This window comes from Franzmannia qiaohouensis (assembly GCF_031451695.1).
GTDB classification, from domain to species: Bacteria; Pseudomonadota; Gammaproteobacteria; order Pseudomonadales; family Halomonadaceae; genus Franzmannia; species Franzmannia qiaohouensis.
The window spans coordinates 97272-120224 of sequence record NZ_JARWAM010000005.1; the positions used below are offsets into that span (position 1 = coordinate 97272).

The 22953-nt window shown below is 66.7% G+C and carries 20 protein-coding genes; 11 read left to right on the forward strand and 9 right to left on the reverse strand.

Annotated elements, in window-relative coordinates; all coding sequences use genetic code 11:
- Positions 1 to 19 precede the first annotated feature (19 nt).
- Both QC821_RS07945 and QC821_RS07950 read left to right on the forward strand, forming a co-directional pair.
- Positions 20 to 1999 carry an acetoacetate--CoA ligase gene (locus QC821_RS07945; RefSeq protein ID WP_309719376.1) on the forward strand — a complete coding sequence of 660 codons (1980 nt, stop codon included), beginning with the start codon at positions 20 to 22 and terminating at the stop codon, positions 1997 to 1999.
- A 117-nt stretch (positions 2000 to 2116) separates the two neighbouring features.
- Positions 2117 to 2848: a phosphatase PAP2 family protein gene (locus QC821_RS07950; RefSeq protein ID WP_309719379.1), complete on the forward strand. Its 732-nt coding sequence runs from the start codon at positions 2117 to 2119 to the stop codon at positions 2846 to 2848.
- Positions 2849 to 2926: 78 nt separating this feature from the next.
- Here QC821_RS07950 and QC821_RS07955 read toward each other — a convergent pair whose 3' ends face one another.
- Complete coding sequence (locus QC821_RS07955) at positions 2927 to 3382, reverse strand: META domain-containing protein (protein WP_309719382.1); 456 nt, start codon at positions 3380 to 3382, stop codon at positions 2927 to 2929.
- A 107-nt stretch (positions 3383 to 3489) separates the two neighbouring features.
- Between QC821_RS07955 and QC821_RS07960 the strand changes: the two genes are divergently transcribed.
- Positions 3490 to 3894 carry a DoxX family protein gene (locus QC821_RS07960; protein WP_089659232.1) on the forward strand — a complete coding sequence of 135 codons (405 nt, stop codon included), beginning with the start codon at positions 3490 to 3492 and terminating at the stop codon, positions 3892 to 3894.
- 15 nt (positions 3895 to 3909) lie between these two features.
- On the opposite strand, the gene gloA is transcribed toward QC821_RS07960, so the two are convergent.
- Together gloA and QC821_RS07970 are read right to left on the reverse strand one after the other, a co-directional pair.
- Positions 3910 to 4350: a lactoylglutathione lyase gene (gene gloA / locus QC821_RS07965; protein WP_309719388.1), complete on the reverse strand. Its 441-nt coding sequence runs from the start codon at positions 4348 to 4350 to the stop codon at positions 3910 to 3912.
- 31 nt (positions 4351 to 4381) lie between these two features.
- Entirely contained in the window at positions 4382 to 4843 is a 462-nt protein-coding gene (locus QC821_RS07970) for a DUF411 domain-containing protein (protein ID WP_309719391.1), read from the reverse strand.
- Positions 4844 to 4896: 53 nt separating this feature from the next.
- Between QC821_RS07970 and QC821_RS07975 the strand changes: the two genes are divergently transcribed.
- Positions 4897 to 5475, forward strand: a complete 579-nt coding sequence (locus tag QC821_RS07975) for a DNA-3-methyladenine glycosylase I (RefSeq protein ID WP_309719394.1) — start codon at positions 4897 to 4899, stop codon at positions 5473 to 5475.
- A gap of 49 nt (positions 5476 to 5524) precedes the next feature.
- The gene (locus QC821_RS07980; protein WP_309719397.1) at positions 5525 to 6589 is read left to right on the forward strand and encodes a metal-dependent hydrolase; all 1065 of its coding nucleotides are present in this window, start codon (positions 5525 to 5527) and stop codon (positions 6587 to 6589) included.
- A 6-nt stretch (positions 6590 to 6595) separates the two neighbouring features.
- Here QC821_RS07980 and QC821_RS07985 read toward each other — a convergent pair whose 3' ends face one another.
- Positions 6596 to 7372 carry an MliC family protein gene (locus tag QC821_RS07985; RefSeq protein ID WP_309719400.1) on the reverse strand — a complete coding sequence of 259 codons (777 nt, stop codon included), beginning with the start codon at positions 7370 to 7372 and terminating at the stop codon, positions 6596 to 6598.
- A 102-nt stretch (positions 7373 to 7474) separates the two neighbouring features.
- Complete coding sequence (gene metE / locus QC821_RS07990) at positions 7475 to 9775, reverse strand: 5-methyltetrahydropteroyltriglutamate--homocysteine S-methyltransferase (RefSeq protein ID WP_309719403.1); 2301 nt, start codon at positions 9773 to 9775, stop codon at positions 7475 to 7477.
- Positions 9776 to 9906: 131 nt separating this feature from the next.
- Between metE and QC821_RS07995 the strand changes: the two genes are divergently transcribed.
- Entirely contained in the window at positions 9907 to 10821 is a 915-nt protein-coding gene (locus QC821_RS07995) for a LysR family transcriptional regulator (RefSeq protein WP_309719406.1), read from the forward strand.
- A gap of 3 nt (positions 10822 to 10824) precedes the next feature.
- Here QC821_RS07995 and QC821_RS08000 read toward each other — a convergent pair whose 3' ends face one another.
- Both QC821_RS08000 and QC821_RS08005 read right to left on the reverse strand, forming a co-directional pair.
- Positions 10825 to 12432: an ATP-binding protein gene (locus QC821_RS08000; RefSeq protein ID WP_309719927.1), complete on the reverse strand. Its 1608-nt coding sequence runs from the start codon at positions 12430 to 12432 to the stop codon at positions 10825 to 10827.
- Positions 12433 to 12437: 5 nt separating this feature from the next.
- On the reverse strand, positions 12438 to 13151 hold the full coding sequence (locus QC821_RS08005) for a winged helix-turn-helix domain-containing protein (protein WP_309719409.1): 714 nt from the start codon (positions 13149 to 13151) through the stop codon (positions 12438 to 12440).
- 482 nt (positions 13152 to 13633) lie between these two features.
- On the opposite strand from QC821_RS08005, the gene QC821_RS08010 reads away from it, so the two are divergent.
- From QC821_RS08010 to QC821_RS08020, 3 genes are all read left to right on the forward strand, one after another.
- Complete coding sequence (locus QC821_RS08010; protein WP_309719412.1) at positions 13634 to 16519, forward strand: ribonucleoside-diphosphate reductase subunit alpha; 2886 nt, start codon at positions 13634 to 13636, stop codon at positions 16517 to 16519.
- A 130-nt stretch (positions 16520 to 16649) separates the two neighbouring features.
- The gene (locus tag QC821_RS08015; protein WP_309719414.1) at positions 16650 to 17921 is read left to right on the forward strand and encodes a ribonucleotide-diphosphate reductase subunit beta; all 1272 of its coding nucleotides are present in this window, start codon (positions 16650 to 16652) and stop codon (positions 17919 to 17921) included.
- 152 nt (positions 17922 to 18073) lie between these two features.
- A complete protein-coding gene (locus tag QC821_RS08020) occupies positions 18074 to 18370 on the forward strand; it encodes a hypothetical protein (protein WP_309719416.1) in 297 nt (98 codons plus the stop codon).
- Positions 18371 to 18719: 349 nt separating this feature from the next.
- Here the strand turns inward: QC821_RS08020 and QC821_RS08025 are convergent, their stop codons facing one another.
- Positions 18720 to 19139: a transcriptional regulator gene (locus tag QC821_RS08025; RefSeq protein ID WP_309719419.1), complete on the reverse strand. Its 420-nt coding sequence runs from the start codon at positions 19137 to 19139 to the stop codon at positions 18720 to 18722.
- Positions 19140 to 19304: 165 nt separating this feature from the next.
- On the opposite strand from QC821_RS08025, the gene QC821_RS08030 reads away from it, so the two are divergent.
- Positions 19305 to 20750, forward strand: coding sequence for a GGDEF domain-containing protein (locus QC821_RS08030; RefSeq protein ID WP_309719422.1), 1446 nt, complete (start codon positions 19305 to 19307; stop codon positions 20748 to 20750).
- 28 nt (positions 20751 to 20778) lie between these two features.
- Here QC821_RS08030 and QC821_RS08035 read toward each other — a convergent pair whose 3' ends face one another.
- Complete coding sequence (locus QC821_RS08035; RefSeq protein ID WP_309719426.1) at positions 20779 to 20958, reverse strand: PLDc N-terminal domain-containing protein; 180 nt, start codon at positions 20956 to 20958, stop codon at positions 20779 to 20781.
- A 152-nt stretch (positions 20959 to 21110) separates the two neighbouring features.
- Between QC821_RS08035 and QC821_RS08040 the strand changes: the two genes are divergently transcribed.
- The gene (locus QC821_RS08040) at positions 21111 to 22934 is read left to right on the forward strand and encodes a monovalent cation:proton antiporter-2 (CPA2) family protein (RefSeq protein WP_309719429.1); all 1824 of its coding nucleotides are present in this window, start codon (positions 21111 to 21113) and stop codon (positions 22932 to 22934) included.
- Positions 22935 to 22953: the final 19 nt, after the last annotated feature.

Consider the following 22953-nt stretch of genomic DNA (forward strand, 5'->3'; position numbering starts at 1 on the left):
AGCAGGAGAGACCCCGCACATGGACACGGCAGAGATCCTCTGGGAGCCCGGCCCGGCGCAGTACGAACAGAGCCAGATGGCCCACTACCTGCGCTGGCTGGCCAAGGCCGGCTATGGCGACTTCGCCGACTACCAGGCGCTGCACGCCTGGTCGATCGCCGACCTCGAGGCCTTCTGGCGCTCGGTATGGGAGTTCTGCGGCCTCGAGGCCGAAACGCCACCCACGGCGATGCTCGGCCGCCGCGAGATGCCCGGCGCCGAGTGGCTGCCCGGTGCGCGGCTCAACGTCGCCGCCAACCTGCTGCGTCACGCCCGCGGCGAACGCGCCGAGCAGGAAGCGGTGGTGGCCATGGCCGAATGCCGCGACACGCGGCGGGTGACCTTCGCCGAGCTCTACGACGACGTGGGCGCCTTCGAGGGCGTGCTGCGTGAGCACGGCGTGCAGGTCGGCGAGCGTGTCGCCGGCCTGGTGGCCAACGGCTACGAGGCGCTGGTGGCCATGCTCGGCGCGGCGAGCCTTGGCGCGGTGTGGTCGTCGGCCTCGCCGGACTTCGGCGTTGAGGCCACCGTCGACCGCTTCGGCCAGATCGAGCCGGCGCTGCTGGTGGCGGTCAACGGCTACGGCTACGGCGGCAAGACCTTCCCGCGCCTCGAGCAGATCAGCCAGCTCGCCGAACGCCTGCCCAGCGTGCGCCAGGTGATCGTGGTCGACCAACTGCCCGGCACCGGCCTGCCGCCGGGCGAGCGCTTCAGCGCCTGGGACGCGGCACTGGCCCGCCACCGCGGCAGCGCGCCGTCGTTTACCCCGCTGCCCGCCGACCATCCGCTCTATATCCTTTACTCCTCGGGCACCACCGGCAAGCCCAAGTGCATCGTCCATGGCGCCGGCGGCATCCTGCTCAACCACGCCAAGGAGCTGATGCTGCACGGCGACCTGGGCCCCGGCGACCGCCTGCTCTACTTCACCACCTGCGGCTGGATGATGTGGAACTGGCAGGCCTCGGGGCTGCTCGCCGGCGCCACCCTGGTGACCTACGACGGCTCGCCGGGCTACCCGGACATGGACCTGATGTGGCGCACCGCCGCCGCCGAGCGCCTGACCCACTTCGGCACCAGCGCGCGCTTCCTCGCCGAGTGCCGCAAGCAGCAGCTGAGCCCGGGTCGCGATCACGACCTCAAGGCGCTGCGGGTGATCTTCTCCACCGGCTCGCCGCTGCTGCCGGAAGACTACGACTGGGTCTACGGCGACGTCTCCGGCGACCTGCTGCTCGGCTCGATCGCTGGCGGCACCGATATCTGCGGCTGCTTCGTCGGCAGCAGCCCGCTGCTGCCGGTGCGCCGCGGCGAGATCCAGTGCCGCTTCCTGGGCGTCGACGCAGTGGCTTACTCTCCCGACGGCGAAGCCCTCGACAACGCCCGCGGCGAGCTGGTGTGTCGCCAGCCGCTGCCGTCGATGCCGGTCAGTTTCTGGGACGACCCGGAGGGCCAGCGCTACCACGACGCCTACTTCGCCAACTTCCCCGGGGTCTGGGCCCACGGCGACTTCGTGCGCTTCACCCCCGAGGGCGGCGCGGTGATCTACGGCCGCTCCGATGCCACCCTGAACCCCGGCGGCGTGCGCATCGGCACCGCCGAGATCTACCGCCAGGTGGAGACCGTGGAGGCCGTGGCCGACAGCCTGGTGGTGGGCCGCCCCGTCGACGGCGATGTGGAAGTGGTGCTGCTGGTGACCCTGGCTCCCGGCCAGGCGCTCGACGACGCGCTGCTCAAGCAGCTGCGCCAGCGCATCCGCCAGCACGCCAGCCCGCGCCACGTACCGGCGCATATCGTCGCGGTACCGGCGGTGCCCTATACCCGCAGCGGCAAGAAGGTCGAGCTGGCGGTGGCGCGCATGCTGCAGGGCGACGCCAAGGCCGAGAACCGCAGCGCGCTAAGCAACCCCGAGTCGCTGGACGCGATCCACGAGGCCCTGGATGAAGCCAGGCTGCTGCCGACCTGACAGCCGTTCAACATGGCATCACGTGGCAGAGGATGAGGCCCCGCGACGCGGGGCCTCATCACATTCATCGGCACGGCTGCTAGAATGGCGAAAATCTTTCAGCAGCGTGACGTTTTCATGACCCAGCCACCCTCCTCCTTTCATCCCCTGCGTATTCTCTTCTACAACCTCCTAGGCATCGCCCTGGTGCTCAGCTGGTGGTCGCCCAACCTGCTGATCTGGGAAGAGCTCGACGACGCGGTGTTCTTCGTCACCAACGCCTGGCTGCATGAAGACAACATGGCCTGGGTGACCTTCGTCGCCGCGGTCAATAACCGGCTGTTCGACGTGGTCAGTTTCCTGGTCCTGCTGGGGCTCTACCTATGGGCCATTCGCCGTGACCCGGTGCTCGAGCATCGCCTGCTGCGCTGGGGCGGGATCGGTATCACGATGCTGCTCACCGCCGGCATCCTCAGCCAGGCGGTACGCTACGCCATCCCCTGGGAGCGCCTAAGCCCAACCCTGGTCTACGACGACGTCAACCTGATCACCCAGATGGTCGGCTTCGACACCAAGGACGTCTCGACCACCAGCTTTCCCGGCGATCACGGCATGATGCTGATGCTGTTCACCGCCTTCATCTGGCGCTTCTCCGGACGCACGGTTGGCCTGGCCAGCGCGCTGATGGCCATCCTGCTGAGCCTCCCGCGGATGCTCGGCGGCGCCCACTGGTTCAGCGACATCTTCATCGGCGCGCTGGCGATCTGCCTGGTCACCCTGCCCTGGGTGCTGTGCACCCCCGTGGCGCCGGCCACGGCCCGCGGCATCACCCGCGGCATGGTAGCGGTCAAGACCCGGCTGCTCCGCTAGCGACCATCTCCCGACACGACAACGCCGGCCTCTTGAGGCCGGCGTTGTTCAGTTCGCTCCACGGCAGGGCATGCCCGATCAGCGGCGCTGAAAGCCCCCCAGCACGCGGCTGTCGCTGCCGAAGAAGACCAGGCGGTCGTGGTCGATCAGGTAGCGGTAGGCGTTTTCCAGCATATCCTCGACGCGTTGGGCGTCGGCCATATCGGGGCAGGCCATGCGCGTCGAGGAGAGCTCGCTGATGCGGATGCGGTTGCCATCGTCGAACTGCACCCGCCCATTTAGCTGGTTACAGCCGTTGTTGCCGCTCAGGCGCAGCGCGCCCCCATTGGGCTGGACCTCGATATAGGGTCGCTGCTCGCCGGACCAGCGCTCGGCGGTACCCAGCAGGATCAGCTGCCAGCGCTCGCCGACCATCGGCGACTGCTCGGCGCGGGTATCGGGCTCAGGGGCTCGCTCGGGGTCCGGCGCCGGGGAGCGGGCACAGCCTGCCATAACCGCCATCGCCAGCAGCGCGGGAATCCATGTCTTGCGCATCGTCGTTCCTCGGTGAATGACTCCGGCACAAGAGTGCCGCAAGGCTCTCCGCTTGACCAGCCCAGCCTGTATCATAAGGGCTGGATGACACTGCTCACGGAGAGACCATGCTTCACGCGCTGCACAACGACGACCTGGGAAAACTGCTTCTGCGCCTCTCGGTGGGCGGCCTGATGCTGCTGCACGGCATCGCCAAGCTCACCAACCCCGGCAGCCTGACATGGATCGGCAACGCCCTCAGCGCCCAGGGGCTACCAAGCTTTCTCGCCTACGGCGTGCTGATCGGCGAGATCGTCGCCCCGCTGATGGCGATCATCGGCCTGCAAACGCGCCTCGCCGGCCTGCTGATGACGTGCAACATGCTGGTGGCAATCTTCCTGGTGCATCGCCACGAGCTGCTCGATTTCCAGGCCAACGGCGCCTGGGCGCTGGAGCTGCAGGGCCTGTTCCTGTTCGGCGCCGCCGCCATCATGTTCCTGGGCAGCGGCCGCACCGCCTACCGCCCGGACTGAGTAGGTCGGCGCCCTCTACCAGCTGCCGGTATTCTCCATCGACGCCCAGGGCTCGCGGGGCTCAAGGGCGTCGCCCTTCTGCAGCAGCTCCACCGAGATGCCGTCCGGCGATTTGACGAATGCCATATGGCCGTCACGCGGCGGGCGGTTGATGGTCACGCCGTTGTCCTGCAGGTGCTGGCAGAGCGCATAGATATCGTCGACCCGGTAGGCGAGGTGGCCGAAGTTGCGTCCGCCGGAATACTCCTCCGGGTCCCAGTTGTAGGTCAGCTCCAGCTCCGGGGCCTTGAGCTCGGCACTGCGTGCCTCGTCCTCGGGTGCGGCAAGGAAGACCAGGGTGAAGCGGCCCTTGTCGTTCTCCTTGCGACGCACCTCCTTGAGGCCGAGCAGGTCGCAGTAGAAATGCAGCGAGGCGTCGAGGTCGCTGACGCGCACCATGGTGTGCAGGTATTGCATGGATTGCCTCCTTGGCTGGTGAGATATGGCGCTAGTCGTGGATGTATTCCTGGAAGACCTGTGGCGCCTCGTGCTGCCCGCCGAAGGCGAACACGGCGTAGTCGTCGACGCGCCCGGTCTCCATGCCCGGTGAGCCGTGGGGCATCCCAGGCACCGCCAGACCGGCAACCTCCGGCGACTCGTCGAGCAGGCGCTGGATGTCCGCCGCCGGCACATGGCCTTCGATGACATAGCCATCGACCACCGCGGTGTGGCATGAGGCCATCTCCTGGGGCACGCCACGTTCGATCTTGACCTCGCGCATCTCGCGGGTGTCATGCATCTCGACCTCGAAACCGGCCGCCTCGAGGTGCTCGGCCCAGGCCGTACAGCAGCCGCAGTTGGGGTCTTTCCACATCTCCACCAGGGGGCCTGCCCAGGCCGCGGTGGAGAAGGCACTCAACAGGCCGATGCCAATCAGGCGGCGGGCGGCAGTAGGAAACAGGCTCGACATGGCGACTCCTCGATGCTAACGATAACGACCACAGACACTCAGGATACACCAGCATGTCCGCCTACTGTGACCTGGCCCCGGGCCACGAATTCCACGGCCCTTACCACGACCACGAATATGGCTTTCCGGTCCACGACGACGACAGCCTGTTCGAACGCCTGATCCTGGAGATCAACCAGGCCGGCCTCTCCTGGCTCACCGTGCTCAAGAAGCGCACCGCCTTCCAGGCTGCCTTCGAGGGTTTCGACATCGACCGGGTGGCCGCCTACGGTGAGCCCGAACGCGCGCGCCTGCTGAGTGATGCCGGCATCATCCGCAACCGCCTCAAGGTCGACGCCGCGATCCACAATGCACAGGTAATCCAGCAGCTACAGGCCGAGCACGGCAGCTTCAAGGCGTGGCTCGACCACCACCACCCGCTGCCCCATGCGGACTGGGTCAAGCTGTTCAAGCGCAGCTTCCGCTTTACCGGCCCGGAGATCGTCAACGAGTTCCTGATGAGCAGCGGCTACCTGCCAGGCGCCCACCGCGACGACTGCCCGGTGCAGGCGCGTATTCTCGCCGCCGGGCCGCCCTGGGCAGAGACCTCCCCGCGCCAGGTCGGGAACCCTGTCGCGGATCGCCACTCATAACAGCGGATCATTTACGCCGACCTCGGCGCGCAGGGAGACAAGCAAGGGTATGGATTCGATTACACAGGCGGCGCTGGGCGCGGCCATCGGCGGCGCCGTGCTCGGCCGTCGGCTGGGCCGCAAGGCAGTACTGATCGGCGCAGCACTGGGCACGCTGCCGGACCTCGACGTGATGCTCGACTACGGCGACGCCGTGGCCAACTACACCGAGCACCGCGGCTTCAGCCATTCGCTATTCGTGCTCACCGGGCTTGGCACGCTATTGGCGCTGCTCGCCGCGCGTTTTGCCCCGGCGCGGGACATCCCGCTGCGCCACTGGTGGCTGTTCTTCGTGCTGTGCCTGGCCACCCACCCGCTGCTCGATGCGCTGACCACCTACGGCACCCAGCTATGGTGGCCAATGGACGTGCGGCCCAGCGCCTGGCCGGTCGTGTTCATCATCGACCCGCTCTACACCCTGCCGCTACTGGTAGGCATCGTCATCGCCCTGGTCAGCGGCAACGGCCGCCGTGGTCCGGCCTGGGGCCTGGCACTCTCGAGCCTGTATCTGGTGCTCGCCTTCGGCGCCAAGAGCCTGGTGGAGTATCGCCTCGGGCCCGAGCTTGCCGAACGCGGGCTCGACGACGCGCCGCGGCTGGTGCAACCGACGCCGTTCAATACGCTGCTGTGGCGGGTCACGGTAATCGACGGCGACGACCAGCACGAGGCGCTGGTCAGCGTCTTCGACGGCCGCGCGCCCATCGAGTTCGAGCGCTTCTCGCGGGGTGCCCAGTGGGAGCCGGCGGCGCTGGCCAGTGCCAATGGCGCACGACTCGACTGGTTTGCCGGCCCCTACCTGCGCTACGACGTGGAGCTGGTCGACGACCTCCCGATCCTCACCGCCACCGACCTGCGGCTGGGCTTTCCGGGCTTTCACCCCTTCACCTTCACGCTGCTCGAGGCAGACCTCGACGCTGGCCAGTGGCATCCCCTGGCCAGCGAGCAGCGCGAGACGCCGCCCCGCGCCAACGGCGAGGCGCTGGCGCTGCTCGGCCAGCGCATCCTCGACCCCGAGGCGCCGCTGTGCCTCGGCGAACTGGTCGACGAGCGCTGGCATGAGGAGGTCTCCTGCTAACTCCCCTCAGGGGGCGATGCCCTGCCCACAGCCCCTATACGTCTGCCCGTCGAGGGTCAGCGTGACGCGCACCGGGAAGGGGTCGCCCTTCATGTCGTCGAAGCAGGCCCTGGCCTCCAGCTCCAGCAGGAAAGGCTGCTCGGCGGCGCCGCTGACCAGCCGCACCCGACCGTTGGCATTGTCCATCACGGTGACCCGGTAGGGCAGGCTCAGCTCGCGCTCACCGTAGTCGAGCAGCAGCGACAGACGCGGCGCGTCGTGGTCGAGGCTGACGATCCAGCCCGGCTCGTTGCCGCGGCCGTGGAACATCACTCCGGGACGGTCGGCGCGGGTCATGGCGGAGCGCGACAGGTCCTGCTGGCAGTCGAGGCGGCCGTTGTCGCTCTCCACCAGCGCCTCGTCGCCACGGTTCCAGAAGCTGATGTCGTCGACCGTGAAGCGCGCGCCGCTGGCCACTACCGCCGGGGCCAGGCGGTAGGCGCCCTGCCGCGACCATAGCCGCAGCTCATCGTCGGCGTACGCCGAGACCAGATCCTGGGCCGGCTGGCAGCGCCAGCCGACGAACTGCTCGGCGCTACCGGGGAAGAACAGCGACGGCAGCAGCGGCGCCGGCTCGCTGGCCGCCACCTCGGCCGCCGGACGCTCGTCGGCCACGGCGCTGGCCCCGGTGCTGTCGACCACCGGCGGCGGTTCGTCGCTGCTCTGGGGGGCGGCGCAGCCGGCCAGCCACAGCGCACCGCACGCCACACCGGCGGTGCGCAGGAAGAGGGGGGAAAGGGTCATCTCTGGGCTCCTTGCAAGACCAACCTAGCCTGATTAGGCGCCCAGCATACCAGGCGCCGGGGCGATTCGCCCCGGCGCCTGGCCGTCACCCTCAGCGCAGCATCAACCGTGCTTGCGGCGCAGCTCGCGGGCCGCCTCGACCATATTGGCCAGCGCCGGCTCTACCTCAGCCCAGCCGCGGGTCTTGAGGCCGCAGTCGGGGTTGACCCACAGCCGCTCGGCGGGAATCTTGTCCAGCGCCTTGTCCATCAGCTGCACCATCCAGGCCACCTCGGGAATGTTCGGCGAGTGGATATCGTAAACCCCGGGTCCGATCTCGTTGGGGTAGGCGAAGTCCTGGAAGGCGTCGAGCAGCTCCATGTCCGAGCGCGAGGTCTCGATGGTGATCACATCGGCATCCAGTGCGGCGATGGAGGCGATGATGTCGTTGAACTCCGAGTAGCACATATGGGTGTGGATCTGGGTGGCATCCTCGGCCACCGCCGCCGACAGCTTGAAGCAGGCCACCGCCCAGTCGAGATAGCCCTGCCATTCGGCCTGGCGCAGCGGCAAGCCCTCGCGCAGCGCCGGCTCGTCGATCTGGATGATGCGAATGCCGGCGGCCTCGAGGTCGGCGACCTCGTCGCGCAGCGCCAGGGCGATCTGCCGGCAGGTGGTCTCACGCGGCTGGTCGTCGCGCACGAAGGACCACTGCAGGATGGTCACCGGGCCGGTGAGCATGCCCTTCATCGGCTTGTCGGTGAGCGACTGGGCGTACTCGCTCCAGGCCACCGTCATCGGCCTGGGGCGCGCCACGTCACCGTAGATCACCGGCGGCTTGACGCAGCGCGAGCCGTAGCTCTGCACCCAGCCGAAGCGGGTGAAGGCGAAGCCATCGAGCTGCTCGCCGAAGTACTCGACCATGTCGTTGCGCTCCGGCTCGCCGTGCACCGGCACGTCGATGCCCAACGCATCCTGGCGGGCCACCGCATGGGCGATCTCCTGCTGCATCCGCGCCGTGTAGTCGGCCTGGCTCAGCTCGCCGGCCTTGAACGCGCGCCGCGCGGCGCGGATCTCGCCGGTCTGCGGGAAGGAGCCGATGGTGGTGGTGGGAAACAGCGGCAGGTCGAAGGCGCGGCGCTGGGCCCGCGCCCGCTCAGGATAGGGGCTGGCGCGCTCGGCGTCGGCGTCGCTGACCGCCGCCAGGCGCTCGGCCACCGCCGGGCGATGGATGCGCGTCGAGGCGCGCCGCGCATCGAGTGCCGCGGTGGCCGACTCGAGGCGGGCGCGGTCGTCCGGCGTGGCACGGTTGTCCAGCAAGCGTGCCAGGGTCACCGTCTCGTCGAGCTTCTGGCGGGCAAAGGCCAGCCAGCTCTTGAGCTCGGTATCTAGCTCGGTCTCGGCCTCGAGGTCCACCGGCACATGCAGCAGCGAGCAGCTCGGCGCGATCCACAGCCGTTCGCCGAGGCGCATGCGCGCGTCCGCCAGCCGCTCGCGCAGCACCGCCAGGTCGGCGCGCCAGATGTTGCGGCCGTCGATGGCGCCCAGCGACAGCACCTTGTAGCCCGGCAGGTTGTCGATCACCGCGGTGAGCTGCTCGGGGGCGCGCACGGCGTCGATATGCAGGCCGTCGACGGCCAGCCCGGTGGCCAGCTTGAGGTTGTCGCCCAAACCACCGAAGTAGGTCGCCAGCAGCACCTTGAGCGGCGCGCGGGAGAGGCGGCTATAGGCCGACTCGAAGGCCTGCTGCCAGTCGCGGGGCAGGTCCTGGACCAGCGCCGGCTCGTCGAGCTGTACCCACTCGACGCCCTGCTCTGCCAGCCGTGCCAGCACCTCGGCGTAGACCGCCAGCACTCCGTCCAGCAGGCTCAGGCGGTCGAGGCCGTCGTCGCCCTTGACCTTGCCAAGCCATAGCCAGGTGAGCGGGCCGAGCAGGCTGACCTTGACCGGGTGCCCCGCGGCGAGGGCCTCGTCGACCTCGCCGAACAGCCGCTGGCTGGCCAGGCGGAACGTCTGGCCGGCATGCAGCTCGGGGACCAGGTAGTGGTAGTTGGTGTCGAAATACTTGGTCATCTCGCAGGCCGCCGCCTGCGCGCCGCTGGGGGCGCGGCCGCGGGCCATGCGGAAAGCGGTGTCGAGATCGATATCGCCAGCGGCCACGTCGGCCTCGGCGCCAAAGCGCGGCGGCACCGCACCGAGCAGCAGCGAGACCTCGAGGACCTGGTCGTAGAAGGCGAAATCGCCCACCGTGACCATGTCGAGGCCCGCAGCGCGCTGTTCGTGCCAGTGCCGGGCGCGTAGTTCGCGACCCGCACTCTCCAGACCATCGCGGTCCAGTTCGCCTTTCCAGTACGCTTCGGTGGCGCGCTTGAGTTCACGATTTGCGCCGATGCGTGGGTAGCCGAGAATGTGTGCCAGTGCCATGTGCTAACCCTTGAGGTGATAAACCGATATGATTTATGGCGGCGTCGCCATACGCAGTGAAGGCAGTCTGGCTGGCACCCAAAGGTGAATCAAACTAAATTAATTAATCTTAAAAGTGAAAGTTACTCATCATGCTCGAGCTACGCCATCTCCGCACCCTGATCGCCCTGCGCGACGCCGGCTCGCTGGTAGAAGCCGCCGAGCGGGTTCACCTCACCCAGTCGGCGCTCTCCCACCAGCTCAAGGACCTCGAGGAGCGGCTGGGCAGCCCGCTGTTCCTGCGCAAGACCCGGCCGGTGGAGTTCACCCGTGCCGGCCAGCGGCTGCTGGCCCTGGCCGAGCAGATCCTGCCCCAGGTGCGCATGGCCGAGCGCGACCTGGCCAGGCTGGCCGGCAACGAGCAGGGCCGCCTGCACATGGCCATCGAATGCCACAGCTGCTTTCAATGGCTGATGCCGACCATCGACTACTTCCGCGACCACTGGCCGGAGGTCGAGGTCGACATTCCCGGCGGCCACCACTTCGACCCGCTACCGGCGCTGGCCCGCGAGCAGCTCGACCTGGTGATCACCGCCGACCCCCAGCCGCTGGCCGGCGTGCACTACGAGCCGCTGTTCCGCTACCAGGGCCTGCTGGCGGTGGCCAAGCAGCACCGCCTGGCCGGACGCGCCTGGATCACCCCCGAGGACCTGGCCGATGAAACCCTGATCACCTACCCGGTGGAGCACGCCCGCCTCGACGTGTTCAGCCAGTTTCTCGACCCCGCCGGCGTCGAGCCGCGTGAGATCCGTACCGCCGAACTGACGATCATGATGATGCAGCTTGTGGCCAGTGGCCGCGGGGTCTGCGCGCTGCCCAACTGGGCGCTCACCGAGTACCTCGAACGCGACTACGTGCGCGGCGTGGCGCTGGGCGAGGAAGGCATGTGGAGCACGCTGTTCGCGGCGATCCGCGAGGAGACCCGCGATGCGCCGTGGATGGAGGACTTTCTGCGCACCGCGCGGGAGACCTCGTTCGCGGTGCTGGAGGGGATCAAGCCGGCCTGAGGTTCAGGCACCACCGGGCAGCAGCAGGCTGAAGCGCGCGCCGCCCAGCGCAGGGCTTTCGTCGACCATCACGCTGCCACCGTGCCAGGCCATGACCTTGTGAACGATGGACAGCCCCAGGCCGTAGCCGCCGGAGCGTCGGGTGCGGCTGTCATCGAGACGCGCAAAGGGCTTGAAGATCTCCTGGCGGTCCGCCTCCGGCACCCCGGGACCGTCGTCTTCGACGTCGATGCGCACCGCCCGGGCGTCGTTATGCAGGCTGATCAGTACCCGTCGTTCGGCGTGCCGACAGGCATTTGCCACCAGGTTCTGCAGCGCCCGCTGCAGGTAGCGCGGTTCGGCCTCGAGCTCGAACTCCTCGCCCTCTGCCAGATCGATGCGCAGTTGGCCGTGCAAGCCGGCCAGGGCGTCGATGACACGCTGCGCCATGGCCCGGCACTCCATCGGCTCGGTGGCCAGCTCGACGCCGTGGGCTTGGTCGCTGCCCAGCCGCGCATAGGTGAGGATCTCGTCGATCAGGCCGTCGAGTTCCTCGATGTCGCCGTCGATGCCCGACAGCTGGCGGCGCACCGCCTCATCGTCGGTCATGTCCTCGACCATCTGCACCGCAAAGCGAATGCGCGCCACCGGCGTGCGCAGCTCATGGGACACCGCGCGGATCATCTCCTGCTGGGCGCGCAGCAGTGCCTGTACCTGGGCGGCCATGCCGTTGAAGGCCATTCCCAGGCGGCCCAGGAAGTCGCTGCTCTCGACCTTGACCCGGGTGTCGAGATGGCCGCCGGCGATGCGCGTGGCGGCCAGTTCGAGCCTCGCCATACGCGCCTCGACGCCGCGCACGATCAGGTAGATGGTGCCGGCCAGCACACCGAGCATCAGCACCAGCAGCAGCAGCGACAGCGACAGTGGCATCGGCTCGAAGGCGTGCATCGGCCCCACCTGCAGCCACTGCACCGACTGCAGTTGGTTGCCCGTGTCGAGCTGCAGGAACAGCGTCAGGCTCCAGGCCTCCGGGGCCAGGTGGAGGATCACCTCGCCGGCGCCCAGCCGTGCCAGCTGGGCGCTGTCGAGTCGCCGCGGCGGCGCATCGCTCAGGGTGATCGGCAGCGCCCCGCTGGACAGCTCGGCGACGCGCTGATGACGCAGCAGCGGGTCGGCCAGCCACTCGCCGAGCAGGCCGGCCATGCCGCGCAGCTGCGACTCGCTGATGCCATCGAGGCGCGCCTCGAGCACGGCCGCCTCGTCGGGCAGGCGCATGAACAGTCGCCAGTCGGTGGCTCCCGGGGTGTCGATCAACACCCGGCCGGCGTCGAGCCGGGCACGCTGAAAGTAGCCGAGACCGCGGCTCTCGGCGTCAGCGTGCAGATGCAGTTCGATATCGAGTTCGGTGCCGCGCTGCGACAGCCACTGGCTGCGCTGATCCTCCGCCGCGGCGCCCAGCTGTTGGGCCAGCAGGCGCATCGGCGCGTCGGCGAGCTGTTCGCGATACTGCTCGCGGCGCACCTGATCGACCAGCGTGAAGCCGCTCAGTGCCAGCCCGAAGGCCAGTACCAGGGCCAGCGCCAACAGCACATAGACGCGCAGGAAGGTACTGCCCGAGAGCGGTCGCAGCATCAGCATCAACCGTCCTTGACGAACAGATAGCCCTTGCTGCGCACCGTCTTGATACGGTGCGGATGGTTGGGATCGTCGCCGATCTTGGGCCGAATGCGCGACACCCGTACGTCGATGGAGCGATCCTGGCCGTCATACTTGATGCCGCGCAGCTCGCTGAAGATCTCCTCACGGGTCAACACCCGCCCGGCGTGACTGGCGAGCAGCCACAGCAGATCGAACTCGGCGCTGGTCAGGTCGATGCGGTCGCCCTCGAGCCAGGCCTCGCGAGTGGCGCTGTCGACCACCAGATTATTGAAGGTGAGGCGCGCCTCACCACCGCTTTCGCCGCTCTCGGTGCGGCGCATCAAGGCCCGCATCCGCGCCAGCAGTACCCGTGGCTGGACCGGCTTGGGCACATAGTCATCGGCACCCATTTCCAGCCCCAGGACCTGATCCATATCGTCGGTGCGCGCCGTCAGCATCAGGATCGGCCCGGCATAGTCGTTGCGCGCCCGGCGGCAGATCGACAGGCCGTCCTCCCCCGGCAGCATCAGATCGAGAATCACCAGATCCGGCTGCAGCGAGACGATACGCTCCACGCCACGCGCGCCGTCGGCCTCGACGGTCACCTGGAAGCCATTGGCTTCGAGGTAGTCCCGGGTGAGCTCGGCGAGCCGCTCGTCATCCTCGATGATCAGTACATGGTCCTGGTCGTTGCGCTCCACGCGTTCTTCCATCCCGTCATATCCGTCCGTTGTTGGGAAAACGGCCGCCGGCTGCTCGGCAGCATAACTTTCGCGACATCCTGCAACGCCAGCTTACCTGGGGCACTACAGGGCCACATTGTTATTTGCGAATGATACCCAAGGATACCTGAAATAACCGAATTTGCAGCGAGCGTCTACCACGATAGAACTTTTTGGCCCCTGCGTCAGGTCAAGAAACGCTCTGGCATGCGGCCTGCCGAGAGTCCCATATTCACACCCAGGAGAGACACATGATATACACAGCTTATCCACTTGATGAATGCCTAGGGGCACACTATCTTGTGCTCGTGACCTACGAGAACACAAGATAGTGTGCCTCTAGCAAGTCACCCTTACACTGTCAAATCGCACCGACGCTGCGTCAGGTGCCCCGTTTCAGCCCGCCTTATCGAGGGCGGCGAGGCGCGCCACGCGCTGCTTTCCAACAACCACCGCTAGGACGACACGGCGCCATGGATACCACTTTGACTCCCGGCAAGACGCCGGTGAACGTGACCGCCCCCAACCAGCTGCGGGTGATCAAGCGAGGCGGCGATGTCGTCTCATTCGATGCCAGCAAGATCTCGGTGGCGATGACCAAGGCATTCATCGCCGTGGAAGGCGATAATGCCGGCGCCTCGTCGCGGGTCCGCGACTTCGTGGCCCAGGCCTCCAGCGTCATCAGCGAGGCCTTCCTGCGTCGTATGCCCGACGGCGGCACCCTGCATATCGAAGATATCCAGGATCAGGTGGAACTGGCGCTGATGCGCGCCGGCGAGCAGAAAGTCGCTCGCGCCTACGTGCTCTACCGCGAGGAGCACGCCCGGGCCCGCGCCGCCGCCGGCGGTGACATCGAAAAGCCGCACCCGACGCTCAACGTCACCGCCCTCGACGGCAGCCGCCGTCCGCTCGACCTGGGCCGCGTCGAGACCCTGGTGTTCGACGCCTGCGAAGGGCTGGCCAACGTCGACCCCAACAAGATCGTCGAGGACTCGCTGAAGAACCTCTACGACGGCGTGACCGTCGACGGCGTCTCCCAGGCGCTGATGATGACCGCGCGCACCCTGGTCGAGAAGGACCCCAACTACACCTACGTCACCGCCCGCCTGCTGCAGGACAACCTGCGCCGCGAGGCGCTGTCGTTCCTGGGCGTCGCCGAAGAGGCCACCTACCAGGAGATGGCCGAGCTCTACAAGCCGGCCTTCAAGGCTTATATCGAGCGCGGCATCGGCTTCGAGCAGCTCGACGAGCGGCTCGCCGAGTTCGACCTAGAGCGCCTCGGCGATGCGCTGGACCATACCCGCGACATGGCCTTCACCTATCTTGGCCTGCAGACCCTCTACGACCGCTACTTCATCCACCAGGACGACGTGCGCTACGAGCTGCCCCAGGTGATGTTCATGCGCGTGGCGATGGGCCTGTCCCTCAACGAGGACGACCGCGAAGCGCGCGCCATCGAGTTCTACGAGCTGCTCTCCAGCTTCGACTACATGGCCTCGACGCCCACGCTGTTCAACTCCGGCACCCAGCGCAGCCAGCTTTCCAGCTGCTACCTGACCACCGTGTCCGACGACCTGGACAGCATTTACAGCGCGATCCGCGACAACGCCATGCTCTCCAAGTGGGCCGGCGGCCTGGGCAACGACTGGACGCCGGTGCGCGCGCTGGGCTCCTACATCAAGGGTACCAACGGCAAGAGCCAGGGCGTGGTGCCGTTCCTCAAGGTGGTCAACGACACCGCCGTGGCGGTCAACCAGGGCGGCAAGCGCAAGGGCGCGGTATGTGCCTACCTCGAGTCCTGGCACCTCGACATCGAGGAGTTCCTCGAGCTGCGCAAGAACACCGGCGACGACCGCCGCCGCACCCATGACATGAACACCGCCAACTGGGTGCCGGACCTGTTCATGAAGCGCGTCTTCGACGACAAGGAGTGGACGCTGTTCTCGCCGGCCACCTGCCCGGACCTCCACGACCTCTACGGCGCCGCTTTCGAGAAGCGCTACGAAGAGTACGAGGAGATGACCCGCAGCGGTCAGCTCAAGCTGTTCAAGCGCGTCCGCGCCAAGGACCTGTGGCGCAAGATGCTCTCGATGCTGTTCGAGACCGGCCACCCCTGGATCACCTTCAAGGACCCCTGCAACCTGCGCAGCCCGCAGCAGCATGCCGGGGTGGTGCACTCCTCCAACCTGTGCACCGAGATCACCCTCAACACCAGCCCCGACGAGATCGCGGTGTGCAACCTGGGCTCGGTGAACCTGGCCCAGCACGTGACCGATGGCCAGCTCGACGACGCCAAGCTGAGGCGCACCGTGCGCACCGCGGTGCGCATGCTCGATAACGTCATCGACATCAACTACTACGCGGTGCCCCAGGCGCGCAACTCGAACATGAAGCACCGCCCGGTGGGGCTCGGCATCATGGGCTTCCAGGACGCCCTCTACGCCCACGGCATCGCCTACGCCAGCCATGAAGCGGTGGCCTTCGCCGACCGCTCCATGGAGCTGGTCAGCTACCACGCCATCGAGGCTTCCAGCGACCTGGCCGCCGAGCGCGGCCGCTACCAGAGCTTCGAGGGCTCGCTGTGGAGCCAGGGCGTGCTGCCCATCGACTCCATCGACAGGCTCAAGACCGAGCGCGGCGAGAAGTACATCGCGGTGGACACCTCCGCCACCCAGGACTGGTCGAGCATCCGTAGCAAGATCGCCACCCAGGGCATGCGCAACTCCAACGTGATGGCGATCGCCCCCACCGCGACGATCTCCAACATCTGCGGCGTCTCGCAGTCGATCGAGCCCACGTACCAGAACCTCTACGTGAAATCGAACCTCTCCGGCGAGTTCACCGTGGTCAACGCCTACATGGTCAACGACCTCAAGGAGCGCGGCCTGTGGGACGAGGTGATGATCAACGACCTCAAGTACTACGACGGTAGCGTACAGCCCATCGAGCGGGTTCCCGAGGACCTCAAGGCCAAGTACGCCACCGCTTTCGAGGTCGAGCCCAAGTGGCTGGTGGAGGCCGCCTCGCGGCGCCAGAAGTGGATCGACCAGGCCCAGTCGCTGAACCTCTATATCAAGGGTGTCTCGGGCAAGAAGCTCGATGTGACCTACCGCATGGCCTGGTACCTGGGGCTCAAGACCACCTACTACCTGCGCGCACTGGGCGCTACCTCGGTGGAGAAGTCCACCGTCGAGCGCGGCAACCACAACGCGGTGGGCAACGGCGCCCCGGCGCCCACGCCGGCGGCCGCCCCCGAACCGCGTGGCGTCGACGACTTCCTTACCGGCAAGGCAGGCAGCGGCTCACGCGCCCCCTCGGCCGGGGACATTGACGACCTGGGCTGCGAGGCCTGCCAATAACGACCAAGTATGAAGAAGGAAGACGGCGCTGCGCGCCGATGAAGATGGAAGATCAAAACGATGCTTCCCCTCTTCCGCCCACAGGGCGCTTCCCTCTTATCTCCTGCACCTCCGAGGAAAGAGGAAGAACATGCTGAACTGGGACGAATTCCACGAGGACGACAGCGCGGTCGCTGAATCCAGCCCGCAGTACGCGGCACCCAAGCCCGCGCCGGCCAAGCCCGCGCCGGCCAAGCCCGCGCCGGCGCCGAGCGCCGAGGAGGCGCCCGAGGGCGGTACCGGCAACCGCTACCAGACCGCCGACGAGGAGCGCCTGGCGCGGGCGCGCAAGTCGCTTGAAGAGCTCGACGTGGCCGCCGGCCTCGAGGAACTCGAGATGGGCGCGGCGCGCATCGAGGTCGATGACAAGCAGATGATCAACGCCCGCGCCGACTTGAACCAGCTGGTGCCGTTCAAGTACGAGTGGGCGTGGCAGAAGTACCTGGACGGCAGCGCCAACCACTGGATGCCCCAGGAAGTGAACATGAACGCCGACATCGCGCTGTGGAAGAGCCAGGACGGCCTCACCGCCGACGAGCGGCGCATCGTCGAGCGCAGCCTGGGCTACTTCTCCACCGCCGACTCGCTGGTGGCCAACAACCTGGTGCTGGCCCTCTACCGCCTGATCACCAACCCCGAGTGCCGCCAGTACCTGCTGCGCCAGGCCTTCGAGGAGGCCATCCACACCCACGCCTACCAGTACTGCGTGGAGTCGCTGAGCATGGACGAGGGCGCGGTCTTCAACATGTACCGCGAGGTGCCCTCGGTAGCCGCCAAGTCAGCCTGGAGCCTCAAGCACACCCAGTCGCTGTCGCGCCCCGACTTCCAGACCGGCACCCCGGAGACCGACCAGGAGCTGCTGCGCAACCTGGTGGCCTTCTACTGCGTCACCGAAGGCATCTTCTTCTACTGCGGCTTCAGCCAGATCCTCTCCATGGGCCGTCGCAACAAGATGACCGGCGTCGCCGAGCAGTTCCAGTACATCCTGCGCGACGAGTCGATGCACCTGAATTTCGGCATCGACATGATCAACCAGATCAAGATCGAGAACCCGCACCTGTGGACTCCCGAGTTCCAGGACGAGGTGACCCAGATGATCATCGAGGGCACCGAGCTGGAGATCGCCTACGCTCGCGACACCATGCCCCGCGGCGTGTTGGGAATGAACGCGGCGATCATGGAGGAGTACCTGCACTTCATCTGCAACCGCCGCCTGGCACAGATCGGCTTGAAGGAGCAGTACCCCGGGGCCAAGAACCCCTTCCCGTGGATGAGCGAGATCATCGACCTGCGCAAGGAGAAGAACTTCTTCGAGACCCGCGTCACCGAGTATCAGGTGGGCGGCGCGCTGAGCTGGGATTGAACCAAGCGCCATGCTCTGCCCTCCCGCGGGAGGGCAGTCTTCGCACCAGGTTGTACAAGGATGACCCACGACTGACCGACCCACCGTCTGCTGCCCCTACCGCCATGCGATAGGCACAACGGATGCCGACCACCCTGATGGAGGGCACTGCCATGAGCGCATCTCTGGCAATCGAGCAGGACGTTTCACGACAGTGGCAACACGCGCTGGACCGCGCCCTGGCGGCCCACGAGCAGGAAAGTGCCACCGCCTACTACACCTATATTGCGCTAGCCTTCCCCGCCGACACGCCCTACACCAGCAACGCCAACCCGCTGATCGACTTTCGCTCGCTCAAGCGCTGGGCCCGCGAGCGTGGCTGGCGGGTGCTGCCCTCGCGCCAGGCCTCACCCAGCGACAAGTACCGCCCACCGGTACGCTTCATGCGCCATGCCTCGCCGCTGCACTGAGCGACTCCGGGGGATTCAGTGAATCCATCCGACCAGCTCTGCCCTGGGCCGTCGCGAATGCGTCTCAGGTGTCGCATGCGGATATTGAAATATCGCCGCTTTCAGGCGCAGACTAATGAGGTATCAGTCATCGTGATCACTGCCCTCAGTGGGGGGCACGACTGAGTTAGGAGGCCATGTCACCATGAGCAAGAGCATCATCGAACGCGTCTATGTTCCTACCCACGTGCGTCAGCTCCCGAATGGCGAACGGGTCAAGATTCCCGGGCATTACAGAAAGCCCACGACCGACTGATCGCTACCGCCACGCCAGGCTTCGAGCCTAGCCACCGGGCCACCCAGGCCCGGGTCAGCGTGGCTTGACGCCTGACGCTATGGCCAACGCGGTCACTACCTGTCGGAGCGTATCGCGTTGCTGCTCAGGCAGCGCCCGGTAGGTCTCCAACAGCTCGCGCTCCTCATCACTCATTTCTGCTCTCCAGGCGGGCGGCGGTTCACCCACGCCCTGGTTATCCGCGGCCCCATAACGTAACTGCTGCGGCTCCACTTTCAGCCACTGGGCCAGCACCATCAACTTATCCTGGCTGGGCAGGGACTCACCGCGCAGCCAGCGACGCACGCCCTGGAAGGTGATGGGCTTGCCCCAGAAACGCAGATTGAATTCGCGCTCCAGTATCGAAGGCCTGGGATCGTACCCCGCCTCCCGCATGGCCTGCTTCAACCGCTCGGCAAACAATCTTTTTTCATCCATGCGGCGAATGTGAAGCATTGGTTCAACTCGAGTTGAACTAAAATTCAATTGGTGGTTAAACTAGTGGTTTAATCCACCAGCTGTATCCGGGACACATACGATCGCGGTGCAGGCCTGGCGCAGGGGTGGGACGAACAGTGCCCGCGTTAGCCGAGGTTTCGCAGCACGCCGAGGGGGATGGACATGAGTGTAGACCCTTTACTCTCTCAGCCTCGCCTTCATGATCTGGCGACACTGCTCCCGGAGCTGACATGGCTCGGCATGGCAACCGACCAGGATGCCATTCTCCAGCGCCTGGGCGAGCTGCTCTTCGAGCTTACCGGGCAGCGCCCGGTGGCACTCTATCGCTACCACCCGGATGGCAAAGCCCACCTCATTCACCATGTCGCGTCGCCTCTGGACGCTCCCCCTCCATCTCCCTTTGAGAACGCCGCGGTCGACCAGAACCGGCCCCTGCCCCTCCCGAAAGACTCACCTCACTGGGGGGTCGTGCGATGCCATGCGGACCACCTGACAGCTGCAACACGGCAGCTGCTGACCTTGATGCTGAATATCGCCGGCCAGCGCTTGCGCTACCTGAAGTCGCTGCGCTACGAGCATCACCGCGAACAGCTAAAGGCCAGGCGGCGCCTGATCGTCAACGAAATACGCCAGATGCGTGATGCCAGTGAGCTGGTCAGGCGCCACGGCGATCACTGGCTATCGCTGCTGCGGGCCCAGGGCGTCGCCCTGCTGTTGAATGACAGGCAAGTGATGAGGGGAACTACGCCACCGGCAGGGGCGCTGTCGCAGTTGAAATCAGCCCTGGCGGCCATGCAGCGAACTCGGCGCACCTCCACCTTGAGCGACCTGCCCGCCAACCTCTCGGCGGCCCTACCGCGCTCACGATACGGCGACTTGCTTGCCATATGCATGACCGTCAACAAGGTCACGATTGGCTGGCTCGTGCTCTTCAGGCCGCATCAACCGAGCCATTGCCCTGATAGTGACGCTGTCAGCCAGCATGCCAGCTGGCTGGCAATCGAAGCCCACACCGCCCAGGACCTTGCCGACGATATCGGGGTGGCGCTATCGGTGATCGACATCATGCACGCCAACCGCAAGCTGATCAGCACCAATGATCGCTGGAGACGGCTCGCCCACCGCGATCCACTAACCGGCTGCTGGAATCGCTACCGGCTGGATGTCGCCCTCGCCGAGGCCATTGCGCAGAGCGCCCAGAGTGGCGACCCTCTGTTTCTGCTGTTGATGGATATCGACGATTTCAAGGCGATCAACGATCAGCATGGCCACAGCGTCGGAGACGACGTCATCGTGCACGTCGCTGGCTTGATAAAAAGACGCCTGCGTCAGCAGGATTGCTGGGGGCGTTGGGGCGGGGAGGAGTTCATGGTCATCATCTCGCGGGTCACGCCAGAGCAGGCGCTGACGATGGCTGAGCGATTGTGCAACGACATCGCGCGAACGATCTGCCCCGCTGGGGCAGGTCGTATCACGATCAGTATTGGTGCCGCCCGCTGGCAGCCTGGAATGGGGCATCGTCAGCTGATCGAGCTGGCCGACGATGCCATGTACCGGGCCAAGCGGGCCGGCAAGAATCGTGTCGTATCGGCGGACAACGCCACCTAGGGCGTCCTGCCTCTCACGACACCGAGCGCTACCCTTTCGGCCCCAGCATGAGCCAGACGATCAACCCGACCAGCGGGAAGAACAGCAGGATCAGGATCCATAGCAGCTTGGCCACCGGCCCCGCCGAGCTCTTGGCCACCTTGACCACGGCCCATATCACGATGATCAGCCAGATCAGGCCCAACAGGCCGCCGACTTCGATTCCCATAATGCACTCTCCTTTGCAGTTCAACGGGCTACCCCGTGCATGGTAGGCATAGTCGTGCCGAATTGCACAGCCGCAACAACGTCTTCTGTCGCGCCGGCCCTGGCGGGTTATCATGGCAGCCCCTGCCTGTTTACCGCTCAACGGATGCTACCTTGGCCACCGACCTGCTCTACAACGCCCTGATCTTTCTCGCTGCCGCGGTGCTGATCGTGCCGCTATGCAAGCGCCTCGGCCTCGGTGAAGTGCTCGGCTACCTGGCCGCCGGGGTGGTGATCGGCCCCTCGGTGCTGGCGCTGGTGCCCGACGCCGAAGGGGTACTGCAGTTTTCCCAGGTCGGCATCGTGCTGCTGCTGTTCGTGATCGGCCTGGAGCTCAAGCCGGCACGCCTCAAGGTGATGCGCCATGCGGTATTCGGTTTCGGCAGCCTGCAGGTCGCGGTGACCAGCCTGGCACTGTCGCTGGGCGCCTGGTGGCTGGGGCTGGCCCCCATCGCCGCGCTGGTGGTGGGGTTCAGCCTGGGGCTGTGCTCCACGCCGCTGGTGCTGCAGCTGCTCGGCGAGCGCAAGGAGCTGCAAACCCGCCACGGCCGTAACGCCTTCGCCCTGCTGCTGTTCCAGGATCTGGCGGCGATCCCGGTGCTGGCGGCGATTCCGATCCTCGCCGCGGGGGCGCTGCTGGCCGACGGCGCCGCCCCGCTGCTGCGCGAGGTGGCCTTTGCCATCGCCGCCTTCGTGGTGCTGATCGTTGGCGGTCGCCTGCTGCTGCGGCCGCTGTTTCGCATGGCCGCCGGCACCGCCAGCCGCGAGGTATTCGCCGGCACCACCCTGCTGGTGGTGATCGGCGCCGCCCTGCTGATGGAGCTGGCCGGGCTGTCCATGGCGCTGGGCGCCTTCATCGCCGGCGTGCTGCTCGCCGACTCCGAGTACCGCCACAACATCGAGGCCGATATCGAGCCCTACCGCGGCCTGCTGCTGGGACTGTTCTTCATGGCGGTGGGCATGATGGCGCAGATCAGCCTGCTCGCCGATATGCCGCTTACCATCCTCGGTCTGACGCTTGGCCTGCTGCTGCTCAAGGGCACCAGCGTGCTGGTCGCGGCAAGACTCTACGGCGCGTCCTGGAAGGAGGCCAGCAGCCTCGGCGTGCTGCTCTCCCAGGGCGGCGAGTTCGCCTTCGTGCTGCTGACCGCCGCAGCCGCTGCGGCAATGCTCGACGCCGAGCTGGTGCAGCTGCTGATTCTGGTGATCTCGCTGTCGATGGCCACCACGCCGCTGCTGTTTCTGCTGCATGTGCGCTGGATTCGACCGCGCTTCGACGCCCCCAGGCCGCGCCCCGGCTACGATAGCCCGCGCGACGACTCGCCGCGGGTGATCATCGCCGGCTTCGGGCGCTTCGGCCAGATCATGGGCCGCGTGCTGCAGGGCCTGAAGATTCCCTATACCGTACTCGACATCAACGCCGACCAGGTCGACTTCGTGCGCCGCTACGGCAACAAGGTGTATTTCGGCGACGCCTCGCGCAGCGACCTGCTGCGCGCCGCCGGGGCCGACAAGGCGCGCATCATGGTGATCGCGGTGGGCGATATCGAGGCCTCGCTGCGCATCGCCGAGCAGGTGCGTCGCCAGTTCCCGCACCTGCGGCTCTACGCCCGTGCGCGCAATCGCTATCACGCCCACCGCCTGATGCGCGCCGGCATTCATCGGCTGATCCGCGAGATGCTGCCGGCCAGCCTGGAGCTGACCCGCGAGCTGCTGATCGAGCTGGGTCTGCCCGCGGAACAGGCCCAGCACACCGTGGATACCTTCCGTGAGCACGACGAGCGCACCCTGCTGCGCCAGCTCGAGGCGTTCGGCAACGAGAAGCAGCAGATCCAGACCGTCCAGGAAGCCGCCCGCGAGCTCGAGGCGCTCTACGAGGCCGACGAGGATATCGCCACGCCCACTCGCGGTGCTCCCTCGCAGCACGACGCGCGTTGATCGGCCCCGGGCACCACGC

Bases quoted from the DNA above. Each gene is read 5' to 3' on its own strand.
- QC821_RS07975 (WP_309719394.1), top strand. From the start codon at position 4,897: ATGTCCGCCTACTGTGACCTGGCCCCGGGCCACGAATTCCACGGCCCT.
- QC821_RS07970 (WP_309719391.1), bottom strand. From the start codon at position 4,843: ATGTCGAGCCTGTTTCCTACTGCCGCCCGCCGCCTGATTGGCATCGGC.
- QC821_RS08020 (WP_309719416.1), top strand. From the start codon at position 18,074: ATGAGCGCATCTCTGGCAATCGAGCAGGACGTTTCACGACAGTGGCAA.
- QC821_RS07985 (WP_309719400.1), bottom strand. From the start codon at position 7,372: ATGACCCTTTCCCCCCTCTTCCTGCGCACCGCCGGTGTGGCGTGCGGT.
- QC821_RS07945 (WP_309719376.1), top strand. From the start codon at position 20: ATGGACACGGCAGAGATCCTCTGGGAGCCCGGCCCGGCGCAGTACGAA.
- QC821_RS08025 (WP_309719419.1), bottom strand. From the start codon at position 19,139: ATGCTTCACATTCGCCGCATGGATGAAAAAAGATTGTTTGCCGAGCGG.
- QC821_RS08000 (WP_309719927.1), bottom strand. From the start codon at position 12,432: ATGCTGCGACCGCTCTCGGGCAGTACCTTCCTGCGCGTCTATGTGCTG.
- QC821_RS07960 (WP_089659232.1), top strand. From the start codon at position 3,490: ATGCTTCACGCGCTGCACAACGACGACCTGGGAAAACTGCTTCTGCGC.
- QC821_RS08030 (WP_309719422.1), top strand. From the start codon at position 19,305: ATGAGTGTAGACCCTTTACTCTCTCAGCCTCGCCTTCATGATCTGGCG.
- QC821_RS07995 (WP_309719406.1), top strand. From the start codon at position 9,907: ATGCTCGAGCTACGCCATCTCCGCACCCTGATCGCCCTGCGCGACGCC.
- QC821_RS08005 (WP_309719409.1), bottom strand. From the start codon at position 13,151: ATGGAAGAACGCGTGGAGCGCAACGACCAGGACCATGTACTGATCATC.
- QC821_RS08010 (WP_309719412.1), top strand. From the start codon at position 13,634: ATGGATACCACTTTGACTCCCGGCAAGACGCCGGTGAACGTGACCGCC.
- metE (WP_309719403.1), bottom strand. From the start codon at position 9,775: ATGGCACTGGCACACATTCTCGGCTACCCACGCATCGGCGCAAATCGT.
- QC821_RS07950 (WP_309719379.1), top strand. From the start codon at position 2,117: ATGACCCAGCCACCCTCCTCCTTTCATCCCCTGCGTATTCTCTTCTAC.
- QC821_RS07980 (WP_309719397.1), top strand. From the start codon at position 5,525: ATGGATTCGATTACACAGGCGGCGCTGGGCGCGGCCATCGGCGGCGCC.
- QC821_RS08035 (WP_309719426.1), bottom strand. From the start codon at position 20,958: ATGGGAATCGAAGTCGGCGGCCTGTTGGGCCTGATCTGGCTGATCATC.
- QC821_RS07955 (WP_309719382.1), bottom strand. From the start codon at position 3,382: ATGCGCAAGACATGGATTCCCGCGCTGCTGGCGATGGCGGTTATGGCA.
- QC821_RS08015 (WP_309719414.1), top strand. From the start codon at position 16,650: ATGCTGAACTGGGACGAATTCCACGAGGACGACAGCGCGGTCGCTGAA.
- gloA (WP_309719388.1), bottom strand. From the start codon at position 4,350: ATGCAATACCTGCACACCATGGTGCGCGTCAGCGACCTCGACGCCTCG.